At 63.8% G+C, this 18,939-nt stretch carries 19 protein-coding genes and 1 pseudogene; 18 read left to right on the plus strand and 2 right to left on the minus strand.

Going from position 1 to position 18,939, the window contains the following annotated elements; genetic code table 11:
• Positions 1-167: 167 nt before the first annotated feature.
• Positions 168-359, minus strand: coding sequence for a hypothetical protein (locus ACN20X_RS14270; protein WP_473210764.1), 192 nt, complete (start codon positions 357-359; stop codon positions 168-170).
• A gap of 42 nt (positions 360-401) precedes the next feature.
• Positions 402-725: a hypothetical protein gene (locus tag ACN20X_RS14275; protein WP_473210765.1), complete on the minus strand. Its 324-nt coding sequence runs from the start codon at positions 723-725 to the stop codon at positions 402-404.
• Positions 726-926: 201 nt separating this feature from the next.
• On the opposite strand from ACN20X_RS14275, the pseudogene ACN20X_RS14280 reads away from it, so the two are divergent.
• The 18 genes and pseudogenes from ACN20X_RS14280 to ACN20X_RS14365 all read left to right on the plus strand — a co-directional run.
• Positions 927-1,103, plus strand: a pseudogene (locus ACN20X_RS14280) (IS5/IS1182 family transposase); the annotation flags it as partial.
• A gap of 267 nt (positions 1,104-1,370) precedes the next feature.
• On the plus strand, positions 1,371-2,129 hold the full coding sequence (locus tag ACN20X_RS14285) for an SDR family oxidoreductase (protein WP_473210813.1): 759 nt from the start codon (positions 1,371-1,373) through the stop codon (positions 2,127-2,129).
• Positions 2,126-3,559, plus strand: coding sequence for an NAD-dependent succinate-semialdehyde dehydrogenase (locus ACN20X_RS14290; protein WP_473210766.1), 1,434 nt, complete (start codon positions 2,126-2,128; stop codon positions 3,557-3,559). Before ACN20X_RS14285 ends, ACN20X_RS14290 begins: the two co-directional genes overlap by 4 nt.
• Positions 3,560-3,581: 22 nt before the next feature.
• Entirely contained in the window at positions 3,582-4,568 is a 987-nt protein-coding gene (locus tag ACN20X_RS14295; protein ID WP_473210767.1) for a Bug family tripartite tricarboxylate transporter substrate binding protein, read from the plus strand.
• 275 nt (positions 4,569-4,843) lie between these two features.
• Positions 4,844-5,725 (plus strand): LysR family transcriptional regulator, encoded by an 882-nt coding sequence (locus tag ACN20X_RS14300; protein ID WP_473210768.1) that lies wholly within the window; start codon positions 4,844-4,846, stop codon positions 5,723-5,725.
• A 289-nt stretch (positions 5,726-6,014) separates the two neighbouring features.
• Positions 6,015-8,036: a conjugal transfer protein TraG gene (locus tag ACN20X_RS14305; RefSeq protein WP_473210769.1), complete on the plus strand. Its 2,022-nt coding sequence runs from the start codon at positions 6,015-6,017 to the stop codon at positions 8,034-8,036.
• On the plus strand, positions 8,033-8,497 hold the full coding sequence (locus ACN20X_RS14310) for a CopG family transcriptional regulator (RefSeq protein WP_473210770.1): 465 nt from the start codon (positions 8,033-8,035) through the stop codon (positions 8,495-8,497). Before ACN20X_RS14305 ends, ACN20X_RS14310 begins: the two co-directional genes overlap by 4 nt.
• Positions 8,494-9,531, plus strand: coding sequence for a P-type conjugative transfer ATPase TrbB (trbB, locus tag ACN20X_RS14315; RefSeq protein WP_473210771.1), 1,038 nt, complete (start codon positions 8,494-8,496; stop codon positions 9,529-9,531). Before ACN20X_RS14310 ends, trbB begins: the two co-directional genes overlap by 4 nt.
• Positions 9,528-9,920 (plus strand): TrbC/VirB2 family type IV secretion system protein, encoded by a 393-nt coding sequence (locus ACN20X_RS14320; protein ID WP_473210772.1) that lies wholly within the window; start codon positions 9,528-9,530, stop codon positions 9,918-9,920. Before trbB ends, ACN20X_RS14320 begins: the two co-directional genes overlap by 4 nt.
• Entirely contained in the window at positions 9,917-10,213 is a 297-nt protein-coding gene (locus ACN20X_RS14325; RefSeq protein WP_473210773.1) for a VirB3 family type IV secretion system protein, read from the plus strand. Before ACN20X_RS14320 ends, ACN20X_RS14325 begins: the two co-directional genes overlap by 4 nt.
• 10 nt (positions 10,214-10,223) lie before the next feature.
• Positions 10,224-12,689, plus strand: a complete 2,466-nt coding sequence (gene trbE / locus ACN20X_RS14330; protein ID WP_473210774.1) for a conjugal transfer protein TrbE — start codon at positions 10,224-10,226, stop codon at positions 12,687-12,689.
• A complete protein-coding gene (gene trbJ, locus ACN20X_RS14335) occupies positions 12,686-13,441 on the plus strand; it encodes a P-type conjugative transfer protein TrbJ (RefSeq protein WP_473210775.1) in 756 nt (251 codons plus the stop codon). The genes trbE and trbJ overlap by 4 nt, the downstream gene beginning before the upstream one ends.
• 12 nt (positions 13,442-13,453) lie before the next feature.
• Positions 13,454-14,821 carry a P-type conjugative transfer protein TrbL gene (gene trbL, locus ACN20X_RS14340; protein ID WP_473210776.1) on the plus strand — a complete coding sequence of 456 codons (1,368 nt, stop codon included), beginning with the start codon at positions 13,454-13,456 and terminating at the stop codon, positions 14,819-14,821.
• Between the two features lie 11 nt (positions 14,822-14,832).
• Complete coding sequence (gene trbF, locus ACN20X_RS14345; protein WP_473210777.1) at positions 14,833-15,537, plus strand: conjugal transfer protein TrbF; 705 nt, start codon at positions 14,833-14,835, stop codon at positions 15,535-15,537.
• On the plus strand, positions 15,534-16,556 hold the full coding sequence (trbG, locus tag ACN20X_RS14350; RefSeq protein WP_473210778.1) for a P-type conjugative transfer protein TrbG: 1,023 nt from the start codon (positions 15,534-15,536) through the stop codon (positions 16,554-16,556). Before trbF ends, trbG begins: the two co-directional genes overlap by 4 nt.
• 2 nt (positions 16,557-16,558) lie before the next feature.
• Entirely contained in the window at positions 16,559-17,827 is a 1,269-nt protein-coding gene (locus ACN20X_RS14355; protein ID WP_473210779.1) for a TraB/TrbI/VirB10 family type IV secretion system protein, read from the plus strand.
• Positions 17,824-18,132, plus strand: a complete 309-nt coding sequence (locus ACN20X_RS14360; protein WP_473210780.1) for a DUF2274 domain-containing protein — start codon at positions 17,824-17,826, stop codon at positions 18,130-18,132. Before ACN20X_RS14355 ends, ACN20X_RS14360 begins: the two co-directional genes overlap by 4 nt.
• 118 nt (positions 18,133-18,250) lie before the next feature.
• On the plus strand, positions 18,251-18,937 hold the full coding sequence (locus ACN20X_RS14365; RefSeq protein WP_473210781.1) for a YfbU family protein: 687 nt from the start codon (positions 18,251-18,253) through the stop codon (positions 18,935-18,937).
• The last annotated feature ends 2 nt before the right edge of the window (positions 18,938-18,939 follow it).

The raw sequence follows: 18,939 nt of genomic DNA on the forward strand, positions 1-18,939 counted from the left end.
GCACGATGCCCCTTGCAAGCTTTACTGCGCCTGCAGGTTGATCGAACTGGCAATGGCCCGAAATTGAGCGATGCCATCGGTGTTGGCCTTGGCGGCCTCGGTGATCGACAGGGGTAGCGCAGGCGTCTGGCTGGACGCCTCCAGGTTCGCGCGGACTGTAGGGCCGGTCAGCGTCCCGCTTTGTGCAGCACAGCCACTGTCGCCTCAGGTGCGTCGCGGCGCGCGAAGTAGCCAGTCCACATGGTGGAGATGAAGTCCTTGAGCGATTTGCTTTCGGTGATCGCGGGGTTGTCCTTGGCTGTGTCTAACCGGTCAGTGCCTAGAAGCGCCAACACCATGGTGCGTTTGGTCTTGCGCATCTCAAGGTGTTTTGTGGCGAAGGGCGACAGGAAGATGTCAACCTAGCCAGACATCGGGTCCTGCTCTGCCAGCAGGTGCTCGAACGGACCCGGGCCCACGCTGGCGTAGGTGACGGGGCCTCCCTCCTGGGCTTGTTGTCGAGCGTATTCCAAAAACTCATCGACGTTGTTTACCGGCAATTCGCCACGGGTGAGGAACCCGATCTGGGCGGCGGCGAGCATGCCCGATACACCGCCAGCCGGGTATGGCACCAAGAGCGTCACCGGCTTGGACGGGAAGCTCTGGGCGAACGCGCTGATGCTCAGCAGCAGACGGCCGAGGAGTACAGCGGTGTGCCCGACGAGGCGGTGTATGGACACGTGCATGGCTTTTCTCCCCCCCTTTATTGGAATCGGTATGGGTACACATGCTAGATGGCGTGCATCCATGCGTCTAATGTGTTTTTTTCTCAAAATAATTCGTAAAACTCATAGGGATATGAGCCCGCGACACCTCGAGCATTTGCTGGCGGTCGCCGATACCGGCTCGTCGAGAGTGGCTAACACCACGACGTCGTAGCCCCTCGTATTGATGGCTCCTCGGTACCAAGCCCCCGGGGGCCAGTAAGGGGCCCGAATCCTACGGACAGAGGCAAGCTCGGCTCAAACGACCCATCGTCGTCGATGCACAGGCGTGATCTTGGTCAGCGGTGCGAACAGGCTGTCTCCAAGATGTTCGAGAAATGTGTGGACGCGATTCCTGCGACTGCAGACCAGCAGCGGTGCGTTCACGTCTTCTTCAAACTGCTGGATTGCGGCCGTAAACGCGGGCTTCAAGGTTCGTCTCAGGGTAAGTAGGGTGATCAGGATTTTCGATCAGAGCCGCAGAAATGTGATTTCACGTTTTCACACGCCAGCCATAGAGTCAGCCACGTAAAGACGCAGCTCGACCCCATGGCCGCAACGCTCACCAGGCCACGGTTGGGCTTCGGTTCGATGAATTTCCTGATGTACGAAAGACGAGAGATTGCTATGCAGATAACAGACAAGGTGGCTATCGTCACCGGAGGCGCCTCCGGCTTTGGCGCCTCTATCGCCGGCCGCCTCGCCAAAGCTGGCGTGAAGGTGATGATTGCTGACCTCAATCTTGAGGGCGCACGGAATGTGGCCGCGCAACTGAATGCCCAGGGCCAAACCGCGCATGCGATGCGCTGCGACGTTTCGAGCGAAGCTGAATTCCACAACCTGGTAGAAGGCACGCGGCGTGAACTCGGGGGCCTGCACATCGTGGTCAATAACGCTGGAACGACACACCGCAATAAGCCCGCTCTGGACGTGACCGAGGAAGAGTTCGATCGTGTCTATCGCGTCAACCTGAAGAGCCTCTTCTGGTCCACGCAAGCCGTGATGCCGGTGTTCATCGCGCAAGGCGGTGGTTGCTTCGTCAATGTCGCTTCCACCACCGGTGTTCGCCCAGGGCCCGGTCTCGTCTGGTACAGCGGTAGCAAGGCCGCAATGATCAACCTCACCAAGGGGCTGGCTCTGGAATTCGCGCGCCACAACGTGCGGGTGAACGCAGTGAACCCGATGATTGGTGAAACAGCGATGCTGGCGGACTTCTTGGGCATGGAGGACACGCCGGCGAACCGCGAAAAGTTTCTCGCGCGTATCCCGCTGGGACGATTCACCCGTCCGGCAGATGTCGCATCCGCTGTGGCATTTCTGGCGTCCGATGATGCTGAGTTCCTCACCGGCGTCTGCCTGGACGTGGATGGGGGGCGCAACATATGAGCCCTGTTTCCTATCAAGCGCCACAGTTGCTCGTCAACGGGGAGTGGCGCCGCGGTGGCAGCGGGAAGACGATGACCGTGGTGAATCCCGCTGACGGTCAACCTCTGGATACGCTCGGCTTGGCCAGTGAGCAGGACCTCCAAGACGTTTTGGCCGCTGCCGATCGTGGCTTTCATGCCTGGAGGATCGTGCCTGCGCACGAGCGCTGCGCCCGCCTTGAACGAGGCGTGGCCTTGATGCGAGCGCGTAGCGAGCACATCGCGCACTTGCTGACCTTGGAGCAAGGCAAGCCTCTTGCCGAAGCACGGATGGAGTGTGCTTTGGCCGCCGATTTGATCAAGTGGTACGCAGAGGAAGCCAGACGTACCTATGGCCGCATCATCCCTGCACGCGCCGCTGGAAGCCGGATGGACGTGCTCAAAGCGCCGGTGGGGCCCGTGGCTGCGTTTTCGCCGTGGAATTTCCCCTTGGTGCTTTCCGCGCGCAAGCTGGGCGGCGCGCTGGCGGCTGGATGTTCCATCGTGCTGAAGGCAGCGGAGGAGACTCCGGCCAGCGTCGCCGCCATGGTCGAATGCCTCGCGCAGGAGCTTCCAGCTGGCACGCTCCAATTGGTGTACGGCGTACCTTCCGAAGTGTCGAAGGCTTTGATTGCTTCACCGGTCATTCGCAAGATCACCTTCACTGGTTCCGTTCCTGTAGGGCGGCACTTGGCGCAAATGGCAGGCGAACGGTTGAAGCCCATCACACTGGAACTGGGTGGGCATGCACCAGTCATCGTGTGTGGGGACGCGGATCTCGATCGTGCCGTTCCCTTGCTCGTTGGGCACAAATATCGCAATGCTGGCCAGGCCTGCCTGGCACCGACACGCTTCTTCGTCGCGCGGCGCCTTTACGGTGACTTCCTCGATGCTTTCGCTGCGGGTGCGCGCCAGTTGCACGTGGGAAACGGGATGGATGAGGCATCGCAGATGGGTCCTGTAGCCAGCGCGCGTCGGCAGGCAGCGGTGCTCGACTTGGTCGATCGCACAGTTGCCCAAGGAGCTCTGCTGTTGGCGGGCGAGAAGCCGGATTCGGGGTTCTTCTTGCCGCCGATGGTGCTGGCAGGTGTGGACGACCTGGCTCCTGCCATGCAGGAGGAGCCTTTCGGACCTGTCGCCTGTGTCACGCCTTTCGACACACTTGAAGAAGCCATTGGACGCGCCAACGCGAATTCCTATGGCTTGGCCGGCTACCTGTTCACGGACTCTGCAAGCAGCATCCATGCGGTCTCGCAAGGACTCGAGGTCGGCTGTCTGGCCGTGAATGGCATCGGGGTTTCTGTGCCCGAGGCCCCATTCGGAGGCGTCAAGGACAGCGGCTATGGCAGCGAGTCCGGAACGGAAGGGATGGACGCCTTCATCGACAGCAAGTTCTTGCACTACACCACCTGATGGCGAATACGAGGAGACAAAAATGACAATTATCAAGACCAAGCGTCGCGGCCTGCTGGTCAGTCTGGGGGCGCTGGCGCTGGCTGCCCTGGCACCCGGCGGCGCGTCAGCCCAGAACGACAAGCCCCTGCGCGTGATCGTCGGCTGGCCGGCAGGGGTGGCCATCGACGTGGTGTCGCGCATCGTGTCAGATAAGCTGAAGGACGAACTCAAGCGCCCCGTCATCGTCGACAACCGAGGCGGGGCGGGAGGCCGTTTGGCGGCGGAGCTGCTGAAGGCTGCGCCTGCGGACGGGAATACCGTCATGATCACACCGGTTGTCGTGCCTGTGCTGGCGCCGATGGTGTTCAGCAAGCTCAACTACAACGCTGCCACTGATTTCACGCCGATCATCCGCTTGTGCGACTTCGGTTTTGGCCTGGCGGTTGGACCTGCGACGCCTGCGAAGACGCTCAAGGACTACGCTGCATGGCTGAAGGCGAATCCTGAGAAGGCCACCTTTGGATCTCCGGCTGCAGGAAGTTTGGCGCACTTCTTCGGCGTGATGATTGGCGGTGCCCTGGGGGTAGACATGGTCCACGTACCCTTCAATGGCGGTGCGGCTCTGCAGTCCGCCGTGCTTGGCGGCCATGTGCCCGCGGGCATCGATGTAGTGATGGAGTGGCAGCAGAATGCCAAGGCAGGGAGGATTGCCATGCTCGCAACCTCCGCTACCACTCGCAGTACGGTCATGCCGGAGGTGCCCACTTTCAAGGAGCAGGGCTATCCGGCTATCGTGGGACACGGGTGGTTCGCCATGTATGCACCTGCGAAGACGCCGGCCGTCCAGGTAGATGCCCTCAACAGGGCGGTCAACAAGGTGCTGGCGCTACCCGAAGTGCGGGAACGCTTCGCCAGTCTGGGCCTGGATGCCGGAGGCGGCACGCCTGCCGATCTTCAGGCGACCATGCAGAACGATGCGCGGCTTTGGGAGCCAGCGGTAAAGAAGTCAGGCTTCCGCGCGGATTGACCGACTTGAAATGTCGAGCTTTGATATGCGCCCCAAACTGATGTTCATTGTGGCCGATGACAGTCACAGCACTCGCTGAGAGGGCGGAAACGTGAGCGAGTCCGTTTATGCGAGCCCTTGACGCAACAGGTAGGCCTCATCTGTCTGAGCCAATTGATTGACCAAGAGTTTGGGCAACGTCATTTGCAGGCTTCAGCGGCTTCCGATCGGACGAAAGGATTAGTCTGAAACCTAGCAAGTTAGAAGGAACAGAGGAAGATTTGGGAACTGGTTGTATGGAGTTACGTCATCTACGCTGTTTTCTTGTCTTGGCCGAGGAATTGCACTTTGGCCGCGCTGCGGAAAGATTGCATGTTGACCAGTCTCCCTTGTCGCGCACCATCAAGGAGCTGGAAGAAGACCTCGGGGCGCAGTTGTTCAAGAGAACCACACGAAGCACTTGCTTGACTCCTGCCGGAAAGGCGTTCCTTGAGCGCGTGCCACGTGTCTTTCAGGCATTGGAGCAGGCGCGAGAGGGAGTCAGGTCGGCCGTTGGCGGCTTTCAAGGACAGCTGCGCATTTCATTATCCGATGGCATTACACCCTCAAGAATGCCTATGCTGTTAGCGCGGTGCCGAGAGGAGGAACCCGAGATCGACATTCGACTGTTTGAGGTACCTCTGGACCAACAAATCAAGGGTCTGGACGATGGCATGTATGACGTTGGATTCTCGATGGCAGACGAAGTGGGCGAGGGTATTTTGGTGCGTCGTGCGTGGGAGGACGAGTTAATGGTGGCTGTCCCGGCGCGTCACCCTGTACTGGCCTACAAGCAGGTTCCGCTTGAAGAAGTGTTGCGCTATCCATTGGCACTGTGCGATCCGGAGTTGTGCGAAGGTCATGCTCGCCAGGTGGATCGTGTCTTGCGTCGTTACGAGCAAAGACCACTGATCGCCCAGCATGTGGCTTCCTATGAGGTCATGTTGACTTTGGTCTCCGCTGGATTGGCGCTGGGATTAGCAGGCGCCGCGCACATTGCGTCCGGTCGTGATCCGGGGGTCGTAGCTCGGCGATTGGCAGGCAAGCCACCGATGCTGACTACCTACCTCCTGCGCCCTGACGTGAGGCCTTCCGAAATGCTGGCTAGGTTCATTGATCGAGTAGCGACTCTTGGCTAGACGGGTGCACAAGGTTTTAAGTAGGGCTTCTCATTCAGGCCAGGCAGATAAAGATCGGTAGATCGCTTTCATAGCGCCACCGCGTCGCACTATTGCTACACATTGGGTTCTGTTACCTCGATACGCTGCAGTACCTTCTGGCCGGCAGCGTTTTTACTGTGTTCGCCACAGCAATAAATATGGCTTTTTAAGTCTCGGCCCCTGCGCCTCCCGTCTTTGACGGCACTGCCTGCCGCATCGATCCTGATGCGAGCGGCACTTTTTTTGTGCCGCATTCGGAGGCAGTCCGATGCAAGGGACAAACGTGCTGTTTGGTCAGATCGCCGTGGTGTTCGGCATCGTGATCGCTGGTGTATGGAGCGCCACGCAATGGACAGCAGCTGCTTTGGGTTATCAGCTGCGCCTGGGCTCGCCCTGGTTTGATTTCTTCGGCACACCGATTTACTACCCGTGGCGCTTGTTCGAGTGGTGGTTCTTTTTCGATGCCTACGCGCCACATGTTTTCGACACGGGTGGCTCCATTGCGGCGAGCAGCGGCCTGTTCGCCGTGGTGGTCGCGATTGGTATGTCCATCTGGCGCTCGCGTCAGTCCAAACTGGTCACCACTTACGGCACTGCGCGTTGGGCCAATGCCGATGACATCCATAAGGCTGGCCTCACGCAAGCGGCCGGCGTATTCCTTGGTCAGCACGATCAACAGTACCTTCGCCACGAAGGCCCAGAACATGTTCTGACCTTCGCGCCCACGCGCTCGGGCAAGGGCATCGGCCTGGTGGTGCCGACGCTGCTGTCCTGGCCGGCCTCGGCCGTCATCCATGACATCAAGGGCGAGAACTGGCAGATCACCGCCGGCTGGCGCTCGCGTTTCTCGCATTGCCTGCTATTCAACCCCACCGATGCTCGGTCGGCAGCTTACAACCCGCTGCTGGAGGTTCGGCGGGGCGCGCATGAAGTGCGCGACGTGCAGAACATCGCGGACATCCTGGTCGATCCCGAAGGCGCGCTGGAGCGGCGTAACCACTGGGAGAAGACTTCGCACGCGCTGCTGGTGGGCGCGATCCTGCATGTGCTCTATGCAGGCGAGGACAAGACGCTGCGCGGTGTCGCCAACTTCCTTAGCGACCCTGCTTGCCCATTTGAGTTGACCTTGCACCGGATGATGACCACGCCGCACCTCGGGAACGAGGAAGGTGGTGTGCCGCATCCGGTGGTGGCTTCAGCGGCGCGCGAAGTGCTCAACAAGAGCGACAACGAGCGCTCGGGCGTGCTGTCGACTGCCATGAGTTTCCTCGGCCTGTACCGTGATCCCACGGTGGCCGAAGTCACGTCGCGCTGCGACTGGCGCATCGCTGACCTGATCGCGGCCGAGTATCCGGTCTCGCTGTATCTCGTTGTGCCGCCCTCGGACATCAGCCGCACCAAACCGCTGATCCGCCTGATCCTCAACCAGATCGGCCGACGCCTGACCGAATCGCTCGATGGCTCAGACGGCATCCAGCGCCGCCACAAGCTGCTGTTGATGCTCGATGAGTTCCCCGCGCTCGGACGGCTCGATTTCTTCGAGACAGCCTTGGCCTTCATGGCCGGCTACGGCATCCGTAGCTTCCTCATCGCCCAGTCGCTCAACCAGATCGACAAAGCCTACGGCCAGAACCATTCGATTCTCGACAACTGCCATGTCCGGGTGACGTTCGCCACCAACGACGAGCGCACTGCCAAGCGCATCTCCGAAACGCTGGGCACAGCGACTGAGCTGCGCGCGCAGCGGAACTACGCCGGCCACCGGCTCGCGCCATGGCTCGGGCATCTCATGGTGTCGCGCCAGGAGACGGCACGTCCGCTGCTCACGCCGGGCGAGGTGATGCAGCTTCCGCCCGACGAGGCCGTGGTGATGGTGTCCAGCGTGGCGCCCATCAAGGCCAAGAAGCTGCGCTACTACGCGGACAGCAATTTCAAGCGGCGAGTACTGCCGCCGCCGGTGCTTGCTGTCGGGCGCTATGCCGACGTTCCGCAGGCCCGTCTTGACGACTGGAGGAGTTGGGCGATTCCGTCGGTTCCGCCGGCGCCGGCCGTCGCAGCCGTCGATGGCGTCGATGGCGTCGGCAGTGCCGACGAAGGCGGCCCACGCCGCCAGCCCGAACTCTCCGAAACCGTCACCTACGACCCCGACCTGGCTGCGCCTGCAACCGACCTCGGGCTGCTCGATGACGACGACGACATACCGCTTCCCCTTCCTCGCCAGCTCGATCCGGCTCTGCAGCGCACGGCCCGGCTGGCCTCCCTCGACCCTGACGACGGAATCGACTTATGACCCAACACCGCCTCAATGTGTTTATCCAGCCGGAGCACAGCAAGCGGCTAGATGAACTGGCCACCAAGAAGGGCGTGTCCAAGTCCAGCATCGTCGCGGCGGCCCTGGCCTCCTGGCTTTCGCCCGATGCAGCCGACCAGCGCGAGGCTGCGATTGCCAAGAGGCTGGACCGCCTGTCGCGCCACGCCGAGCGTCTGGAGCGCGACCAGAACATTGCCATCGAAACATTGGCGCTGTTCATCCGCTACTTCCTCACGGTGAGCACGCCCGTGCCCGAGGCCCATCAGGATGCCGCTCGCGCCCAGGGCAAGGCCCGCTTCGAGCAGTTCGTGGAACAACTCGGGCGCCATTTGCTGCGCGGGCGCAGCTTGGTGCGGGATGTGGTGGAGGAACTGCACCCCGATCCGACGCGATCGGAGGGCGCGGCGGCCGTCGCGGATGCCAAGGAGCGTGCCTTGTGAGCGCCGTTCCTTCCTCCTTCACGGCCACCTCGCTGGATCGACGCATCCAGATGCTGCGCACCGCCATGGGGCCGCTGATCGCTGCCGCGCTCGAAGACCCGGACGTGGTGGAAATCATGCTCAACCCGGATCGAACCCTGTGGATCGACCGGCTTTCATCGGGCCGCTCGCCGATGGGCGTAGAGTTGTCCGAGGCCGATGGCGAACGCATCATCCGGCTCGTGGCCGCCCACGTCGGCGCGGAAGTCCATCGCGGCCAGCCGCTTTTGACGGCAGAGCTGCCCGAGACCGGAGAACGCTTCGAGGGCATCCTGCCGCCCGCTGCGCCGGGGCCGGCCTTCGCCCTGCGCAAGCGCGCCTTTGGCGTGATCCCGCTGTCGCGCTACATCGAGGACGGGATGATGACCGCCGCGCAGGCGGGTTTGCTGGTGCGCGCCGTGCGCGAGCGCCAGAACATTCTGATCGCCGGTGGGACGAGTACCGGCAAGACCACCTTGGCCAATGCGCTGTTGGCCGAGATCGCCGCCACGGGCGACCGCGTGCTGGTGCTCGAAGACACGGTGGAGCTGCAATGCGCGGCCCGCGACCACGTACCGCTGCGCACGCGCCAGGGCGTGGTGTCCATGACCGAGCTGGTGCGCTCGTCCATGCGCCTGCGGCCGGATCGCGTCGTCGTCGGCGAGGTGCGCGGCGCCGAGGCGCTGGATCTCATCAAGGTCTGGGGCACTGGCCATCCGGGCGGCATCGCCACGATCCATGCCGGCTCCGCGCTGGGCGCGCTCCTGCGCCTGGAGCAACTGATTCTCGAAGTGGCGGTGAACCCGCCCCGTGCGCTGATCGCGGAAGCGGTCAACGTGGTCATCCACATCGCCGGGCGCGGGCGCAAGCGCCGCATCGAGAGCATCGCCCGCGTCGTCGGCTTCGACGGCGCGGGCTACCGACTGGCGGATGCGCTGGAGGCTCCATTCCCGGAGCTGCTGCCGCAGTCCAACCTTTCTTCCCCGTCCCCTGACCAACCTGGAGAACTGCCATGACGCAGATGATCGTTCCTGCTCTTCGTATTTCTGTAAACCCGCTTTCCCTGCGCTGCCGCCCCGCGCGTCTGGATAGCTTGGCGCGCCCGGCCCTGCAGGGCCTGACGCTCGCGGCGCTGACGCTGCTGCTCGCGGGCACTGCGCAGGCTGCAGGTTCCTCGATGCCCTGGGAGGGGCCGCTGCAATCCATCCTGGAGTCGATCCAGGGTCCGGTGGCCCGGATCATCGCGGTCATCATCATCATCTCCACGGGCCTGGCACTGGCCTTCGGCGATACCTCGGGCGGGTTTCGCAAGCTGATCCAGATCGTCTTCGGTCTGTCGATCGCGTTTGCCGCGTCCTCGTTCTTCCTGTCGTTCTTCAGTTTCTCGGGCGGGGCTGTCGTATGAACGCGGCCCACGATGGGGCGCAGGGGTTTGCTTCGCGCTTCGCCCCTGGTTTCGAGATTCCACTGCACCTCTCGCTGACCGAGCCGATTCTGCTGGGCGGCGCGCCGCGCACGGTGGCGATTGCCAATGGCACCTTGGCCGCCGCCGTGGGCTTAGGCCTGCAACTGTGGATTCCGGGTGTGGTGCTCTGGATCGCCGGCCATGCGCTTGCGGTTTGGGGCGCGCGTGTCGATCCGCAGTTCATGCAGGTCTTCGCGCGCCACATCAAGCACCGGGCGCTGCTGGACGTGTGAGGGGAATGCCATGCTGAACCTTGCCGAATACCGCCAACGGCCCGCGCTGCTGGCCGACTGGCTGCCCTGGGCCGGACTGATCGCACCGGGCGTCGTGCTGAACAAGGATGGCTCTTTCCTGCGCACGGCGCGCTTTCGGGGACCAGACCTCGACAGCGCCACACAGGGCGAGCTGATCTCCACGTCGGCGCGACTAAACAACGCGCTGCGCCGCCTGGGTTCGGGCTGGGCGCTGTTCATCGAAGCCGACCGCCGGCCCGCGGCCAACTACCCGCACTCGGAGTTTCCTGAGTCGCTGTCCTGGCTGGTGGACGAGGAGCGCCGCGCCGCCTTCGAAGACTCGGGCAACCACTTCGAGAGCGGCTACTACCTCACGCTGATGTACCTGCCGGCCGAGGAGTCGCGCGCCCGCGCAGCGGGCCTGCTGTACGAGAACCGTCCGACCGAAGGCGTGGACTGGCGCGAGCGGCTGACTGCCTTCATCGCGGAAACGGATCGCATCTTTGACCTGCTCGACGGCGTGATGCCGGAGATCGCCTGGCTCGACGACAGCCAGACGCTGACCTACCTGCATGCCACCGTGTCAACGCGGCGTTACCGTGTGGGCGTGCCCGAGGTGCCATTCCACCTCGATGCGCTGCTGGCCGACGCGCCGCTGATCGGTGGCCTGGCACCGATGCTGGGCGACCAGCATCTGCGCGTGGCGACGGTGCGGGGATTTCCGACCTCGACCTGGCCGGGGATTCTGGACGACCTCAACCGCCTCGGCTTTGCGTACCGCTGGAGTACGCGCTTTCTCTGCCTTGACAAAGCCGATGCGGAAAAAGAACTTGCCCGCCTGCGCCGCCAGTGGTTCGCCAAGCGCAAGAACGTCATCGCGCTGCTGCGCGAGACGATCTTCCAGCAGGAAAACCCGCTGGTCGATACCGACGCCAGCAACAAGGCCACCGATGCCGATGCCGCCTTGCAGGAGCTGGGCAGCGATCAAGTGGCCTTCGGCTACGTGACGGCAACCGTCACCGTCATGGACGCGGATGCCGCCGTGGCCGACGAGAAGCTGCGCAGGGTGGAGCGCGTCATCCAGGGGCGTGGCTTCGTCACCATCCCCGAAACGCTCAACGCCGTGGATGCGTGGTTGTCGTCCATTCCGGGCCATGCCTACGCCAACGTCCGCCAGCCCATCGTCTCCACGTTGAACCTGGCGCACCTGATGCCAGTGTCGGCGGTATGGGCCGGGCCGGAGAAGAACGCGCACCTCGACGGCCCGCCGCTGATCGTCACACGCACTGAGGGCGCGACGCCGTTCCGACTGGTGACGCACATCGGCGACGTAGGCCACACGCTGGTGGCTGGCCCTACGGGCATGGGCAAGTCGGTGCTGCTCGCCACCTTGGCGATGCAGTTTCGGCGCTATCGCGGCTCGCGCATCTTTGCCTTCGACATGGGGCGCTCGATGCGCACCACCATCCTCGGGCTGGGTGGTGAGCACTACGACCTGGGTATTGATGGAGAGATCGCCTTCCAGCCCTTGGCACGCATCGACCGCGAAGGCTACCGCACCTGGGCGGCCGAATGGATCGAAGGCCGGTTGCGGCATGAGGGCGTGGCCGTCGGCCCCGAAGAGAAGGCCGCTATCTGGTCGGCGCTCGGCAGTCTCGCCGGTGCGCCGATCGAACAGCGCACGATGACGGGCCTGTCGGTACTGCTGCAATCGAATGCGCTGCGCCAGGCGCTCGCGCCGTATGTGCTGGGCGGCGCCCACGGCAAGCTGCTGGATGCGGATTCTGATCGCCTGGGCATGGCCGACGTGCAGGGTTTCGAGATGGAAGAACTGATGCACAGCAAGGCTGCCGTCATGGCCGTGCTGCATTACCTCTTTGCGCGTTTCGACGAACGCTTTGACGGTGCGCCGACGCTGCTGATCCTCGATGAAGCGTGGCTGTTCCTCGATGACGCGGTGTTTGCGGCGCGCATTCGGCAATGGCTCAAGACGCTGCGCAAGAAGAACGTGAGCGTCATCTTCGCCACACAGAGCCTGGCGGACATCAAGGATTCGAGCATCGCTCCCGCAATCATCGAGAGCTGCGCGAGCCGCATCTTTCTGCCGAACCCGCAGGCGACCGAGCCGCAGATTCGCACCATCTATGAGGGCTTCGGCCTCAACAGGCGGCAAATCGAGATCGTCGCCACGGCGCAGCCCAAGCGCGACTACTACTACCAATCCCGTCTCGGCAACCGTCTGTTCGACCTCGACCTGGGGCCGGCAACGCTGGCCTTTGCGGGTGCGTCCACGCCGCAAGACCAGCGCGACATCGACGCGGTGCTCGCCGCCGCTTCATCCGCCTCCACCCCGTTCGCAGCCGCGTGGCTGCGCCACCGAAGCCTCGATTGGGCGGCCGATCTGCTGCGCGATTTCCCCGGCCCCGCGCCGGGTGCAGCCCCCATCCCCAGCCATCCCCAGGAGAACCTGCCATGAAAACCCATATCCACAAGCTCGCCGCGCTGACCACCGCGTGCGTGCTCGCCTTCGGCATCGCGCAGCCCGCGCATGCACTGTTCGGCGTCGGCGACATCGTGTTCGATCCGACCAATCTGGTGCAGAACACTCTCACCGCCGTTCGCACGCTGGAGCAGATCAACAACCAGATCCGCCAGCTCCAAAACGAAGCGCAGATGCTCATCAACCAGGCGCGCAACCTGGCCAGCCTGCCTTCCAGCGTGGTGGGCCAGCTGCGTGCCAACCTGGCGACCACCCAGCGCCTCATCGCCCAGGCCAAGGGCATGGCCTACGACGTGGCGAACATGGACCAGATGTTCCAGCGCCTGTACCCCGAGCAGTATGCCGCCACCGTCAGCGGCAATCAGATGTACCGCGATGCGCAGGAGCGCTGGAAGAACACGCTCACTGGCCTGCAGACCACCATGCAGATGCAGGCCCAGGCGTCGCAGAACCTCAGCGATGACGAGGGCGTGCTGGCCGACCTCGTGGGCAAGAGCCAGTCCGCCGTGGGCGCTCTCCAGGCGATGCAGGCCATGAACCAGCTGCTGGCCCTGCAGGCCAAACAGTCCATACAGACGCAGCGGCTGCAGATCACGCAGGACCGCGCGGCCTCGCTGGAGCTGGCGCGGCAGGCCGCCGCCGTGGAGCGTGGCCGCGAGGTGAATCGGCGCTTCGTGGGCACTGGTACGCCGTACACGCCGCAGCCCGTGAACTTCTACCGCCGCTGACGGAGCCGGACCATGAACGACGTTTCGGTCATTGACCGCTTCCTCGACGTTTTCTCGCGCTACATCGATTCGGGCTTCGGTTTGCTGCAAGGCGAGGTGGCGTTCCTGACCGCAACGTTGATCGTCATCGACATGACGATCGCCGGATTGTTCTGGGCGATGGGGCATGCCACCGGCCAGGGCGAGGACGTGATCGCCAAGCTGGTCCGTAAAGTGCTGTACGTCGGTTCCTTCGCCTACATCATCGGCAACTTCAACAACCTGGCGGGCATCCTGTTCCGGTCTTTTGCCGGGCTGGGCCTGACGGCCAGCGGCTCGACCTTGAGCATGGGCAACTTCCTGCAACCGGGACGGTTGGCCAAGGCCGGTATCGACGCGGCGGCGCCCATCCTCGACCAGATCCGGGAGATGGCGGGCTTTCCCGAGGTGTTCATCCACATCGCACCCATCGTCGTGCTGTTCCTCGCGTGGCTGGTGGTCATCGTCAGCTTCTTCGTGCTGGCGGTGCAGCTCTTCGTCACGTTGATCGAGTTCAAGCTGACCACGCTGGCGGGCTTCGTGCTGGTGCCGTTCGCCCTCTGGAACAAGACAGCGTTCCTCGCCGAGAAGGTCTTGGGCAACGTGGTGTCCTCAGGCATCAAGGTACTGGTGCTCGCTGTCATCGTGGGCATCGGCTCGGGGCTGTTCGCCGAATTCCAGATACCGCCTGGCTCCGAGCCCTCCATCGACCAGGCACTGGTCATCATGCTGGCCTCGCTGTCACTGCTGGCTCTGGGCATTTTCGGGCCGGGGATTGCGACGGGCTTGGTATCGGGCGGCCCGCAGCTCGGCGCGGGCGCGATGGTCGGTGCTGCTGTTGGGGCGACCGGCGCCGCCGTGGCGGTCGGCGCAGCTGCCTCTGGCGTCGGCAGCGCCGTGGCGGCTGGGGCGCGCATGGCACCCGCCGCCGCCAGGATGGCCGGAGATGGTGCCCGCGCGATGGCATCGACCGCCAGCAGCGCCCGGTCGGCGTACCAGGCGGGCTCGGCTTCGGCCGGTGGCGGCCTCAAGGGTGCCGCCGCCGGCGTGGGCAACTTGGCCAAGACCGGCGCGCAGGCCGCCGGACAGAAGGTGGCCGACGGAGCGCGCTCGATGAAGGAGCGCGTCGCCGCCGCCTTCCGACCCGATGACGCCGGATCGACGTCGGGGGCAGTTGCTGGGACGCAGAGCACCAGCGAAGCCGCCGCACCGCCTCCATCCACAGACCAGCCCGCCTGGGCCAAGCGCCTGCATCGCAGGCAGCAGCTTACCCATGCCGCGACCACTGCCGCCCACACGCTGCGCGGCGGCGATGGCGGCAGCTCCAGCCAGGGCCCAAGCCTTCGCGATTCCGATTCATAAGGAGAACTCCTATGCGATTCAAACGACCGCAGGTGCGCTACGCCGACACACCGCAGCCTGCCACTCCGTACCAAGCCGCAGGCCAGGTGTGGGACGAGCGTATTGGCTCGGCCCGCGTACAGGCAAAGAACTGGCGTTTCATGGCACTGGGCTGCCTCACCTTGGCCGTGCTGATGGCCGGTGGCCTGGTCTGGCGTTCCGCGCAGTCCATCGTGACGCCCTTCGTGGTGGAGGTGGACAACGCGGGCCAGGTGCGCGCGGTCGGCGAGGCTGCTACGCCATATCGGCCCAACGAGGCCCAGATGGCCTACCACCTGGGCCGCTTCATCGGGCTGGTGCGTTCGCTGTCCATCGACCCCGTCGTCGTGCGACAGAACTGGCTCGATGCCTACAACTACACCACGGACAAGGGTGCCGTGGCGCTCAACGAGTACGCCCGCGTGAACGATCCGTTCGCGCGCATCGGCAAGGAGTCGGTGACGGTGCAGATCACCAGCGTGACCCGCGCCAGCGACCAGTCGTTCAACGTGCGCTGGACAGAAACCCGCTTTGTGAACGGTGCGCTGGATCGCACCGAGCGCTGGAACGCTGTGGTTTCCATCGTGCAGCAGACCCCTCGCACCGAGCAGCGGCTGCGCAAGAACCCCCTGGGCATCTACGTCAACGGCCTGTCGTGGAGCCGCGAACTGGAAGGAAACGAAGGAGCAAAACCATGAATGATCTTTTCCGTAAATCCGCTTTGCCGGCGATCCTGTTGGCATCCACCGTCCTGTTTGCAGGCTGCGCTTCGCAGGTCAAGCCGCCGCCAGTCATCTCGCTTGACGAGCCGGTGCAGGCCCAGCCGCTACCGGAGCCACCGAAGCCGGTGGAGGTCGTCACGGTGCCACAACCGCTCGCGCTGCCGTCGCAGTTGAAGCCACTGCCCGAAGGCGAAGAAGCCAAGCCTGCGCCAGAGCCTGCCGACGAAAAAGTGCGCGTTTCGCGTGCCAATGCCGAGGCCCGTGTGGCGCCCTCGCGCGAGGGTTACGTCAACGCGATCCAGGTGTGGCCCTTCACCGATGGCGCGCTGTACCAAGTCTATGCGGCCGTGGGCCGCGTGACGGTAGTTTCGCTGCAACCGGGCGAGGAACTGGTGACGGTGGCCGCTGGCGATACCGTGCGCTGGATCGTTGGGGACACATCGAGCGGCAGCGGTGATGCGTTGCGCGTGAACGTGATGGTCAAGCCCATCCGCTCGGGCCTGAAGACCAATCTGGTCATCACCACCAGCCGGCGCACCTACCTGCTGGAACTGACCTCGACCGAGAAGACGTGGATGGCGTCGGTGTCCTGGGAGTACCCCAAGGACCGGATGCTGGCCTTGCAGCGCCAAGCGCACGCGGCGAGCGCCGCCGCACCGGTCGATGCGGGCCTGTCACTGGAGAAGATCCGTTTCCGCTACGTGGTCAGCGGCAGCAATCCGCCGTGGAAGCCGCTGCGCGCCTTCGACGATGGCGAGAAGGTCTACATCCAGTTTCCGCCGGGTATTGCCCAGGGCGAGCTGCCGCCGCTGTTCGTGATCGGTGCGCAGGGCGATGGGCAGTTGGTGAACTACCGCTTCCGCTCGCCGTACTACATCGTCGATCGCCTGTTCGGCGCGGCCGAGCTGCGCCTGGGGGACGGCAAGGGCACTGAAGGCGACGTGGTGCGGCTTGAGCGCACGGATGGCGCTTCGAGTGGCACGGGGAGGAACTGACCATGAGCCGTGATGATTCTCCTGACCTTGCACCGCAGGCGGGCAAGGTGGCACCCGAGGCGGTGGCGCTGCGCGCACAGCCGCGTCCGGTCACGCGCCTGAACCGGCGCTCGCTGGCCATCCTCACCGGCGGCCTGTCGGTCGCCGTGCTCGGGGCCACGATCTGGTCGCTGCAGCCGCATCGGCGCGGTGCAGGCGAGCAGACCGAGCTGTACAACGTCGATCGTGTCTCGAAGTCAGAAGGATTGGATGGCCTGCCTTCGGACTATTCCAAGCTGCCGGCCAAGGTGCCGGAGCTGGGGCCGCCGCTGCCGGGCGATCTGGGCCCGGCCATCGTGAAGTCGCAGCAGCCGGTGACACCGACCTATGCGCCACCAGGCCGCGATCCAGAGGATGCACGGCGCAAGGAGGCCGATGCGGCCGCGGCATCCTCAGTGTTCTTCCGCTCGGGCACGCCCGGCAAGGGCCCAGCGCCAGGCTCGGCGCAAGTCGCCGCCGCCGGTCCGGCATCGGTCTTGGCGGGATTCGATCCAATGGCCGCCGGGCCGGCCTCGACGGCGGCCCAGCCCATCGACCCCACCGCTGCGCAGAACCGACAAGACCAGAAAGAGGCTTTCCTGAAAGGCGGCTCTACAGAAACCCGCAATTACGGCAATCTCCAGATGCCCGCCTCGCCGTACCAGGTCATGGCCGGGACGGTGATCGCCGGTGCGCTGGTGACGGGTATCAAGTCCGATCTTCCGGGCGACGTGATCGCCACGGTGACGGAGCCGGTCTATGACACGGCCACGGGCAAGTTCCTGCTGATCCCGCAGGGCTCGCGCATCCTCGGCAAGTACAACAGCCAGGTGAGCTACGGGCAAAGCCGCGTGCAGGTGGTGTGGAACCGCATCATCCTGCCAGACACGTCGTCGCTGAAGCTCGACAACCTGGCAGGCACCGATCCTACCGGCTATTCCGGCCTGGAGGATGGCGTCGATTGGCATTGGGATCGGATCTTTGCCGGCGCGGCGCTGACCACGCTGCTGGGCGTGGGCGCCGAGCTGGCCGCGCCGCAGAACCGGCAGGACGGCAACCGCGTCGTGATCGCCGGGCGCGACAGCGTGCAGGACAGCATCAATCAGGTTGGGCAGGAGATGACCCGACGCAACATGAACATCCAGCCGACGCTGACCGAGCGGCCGGGCCTGCCGGTGCGGATCATCGTCAACCGCGACCTTGTGCTTCGTCCCTACCAGCCCTTGTTTCTTCAACGTGGAGGCATGCGATGAGCACGACGAGAAAACTCAGGCTTGGGCCGCTCCCCCGGCTGGAGCCCACAAAGCTGACCTTCATCTGTCCGGCCAGCCTGAAAGACGATCTGGAGCGCTATGCAACGCTGCATGCGCAGACGTATGGCGAGGCGGCCGATGCGGTGACGCTGATCCCGCACATGCTCGAAGCCTTCATGGCCGGAGATCGGGGGTTTAGGCAAGTGAGCGTCAAGCGAAGAGTTCCCACCGACTCGGCCAAGCCGCCGTCCGGCGGCGGCGGCATGCCGGAAAGACTTCCCACGCCAACTGTTGATGTCGGGTAATAGCTTGAAGTGCACACCCATCAGCAACTATCCCGCATAGGCTAGTTGCATCAGCAATCAGATTGCCGTACATTTGTACGGTGTATCGGTATTTTTCCGTACATCTGGAGATTTGCACATGGGAAAAACTGAACGGCTGGAACTGCGCTTGGACGAGGAACTGCTGCAGCGTGTTGACGAATGGATGGAGAGAACGGGCCAAGCCAGTTCGCGCTCCGACGCGGTTCGCCAGCTCGTGGACCTGGGGCTGAATACCGTTACGGGTAACAGCATCCACTTGACTGCGGGCGACAAGCTGAACTTCATGCTGCTGCGCGACCTCGTGAAGCACCTGAAGGTGTCTACTGAGACCGATGTCGACTTCGTCGCAGAGTCGATCTACGGGGGGCACTACTGGGCGCCTACTTGGGACATGCAGGGGCTCTTCCACAACCACACGGACCGTCCGGCCGATGTCACCCTGGTGGTCAACGTGCTGGACACCTGGGACTTCATCGAGGGGCGGCTGGAGAAGCTCTCCGCCGAGGATGTGGAGAAGGTCAAGGCGGCCAACCACGGATATTTGCCGAAGTTCGCCGGCTTCGACGGCAACAATGAGAGCGGGCTGATGAGCATCGCGCGGTTCCTCGTGGAGGAGATGGGTCGGTTTTCCCGCTTTAAGGGGCGCGACTTCAACTCCCATGCTCCGACGGCAGCCAAGTATGGCCGCATGGCTGCGGCGTTCGAACCCATCCGGGCGACTCTCGGCTTCGGCCAGGACTTGAGCGTCAGCCAGATCATCGAGATTCTGAATGCAGAGCGCTAAGT

The sequence above is a fragment of the Delftia sp. PX-1 genome (genome assembly GCF_055797465.1).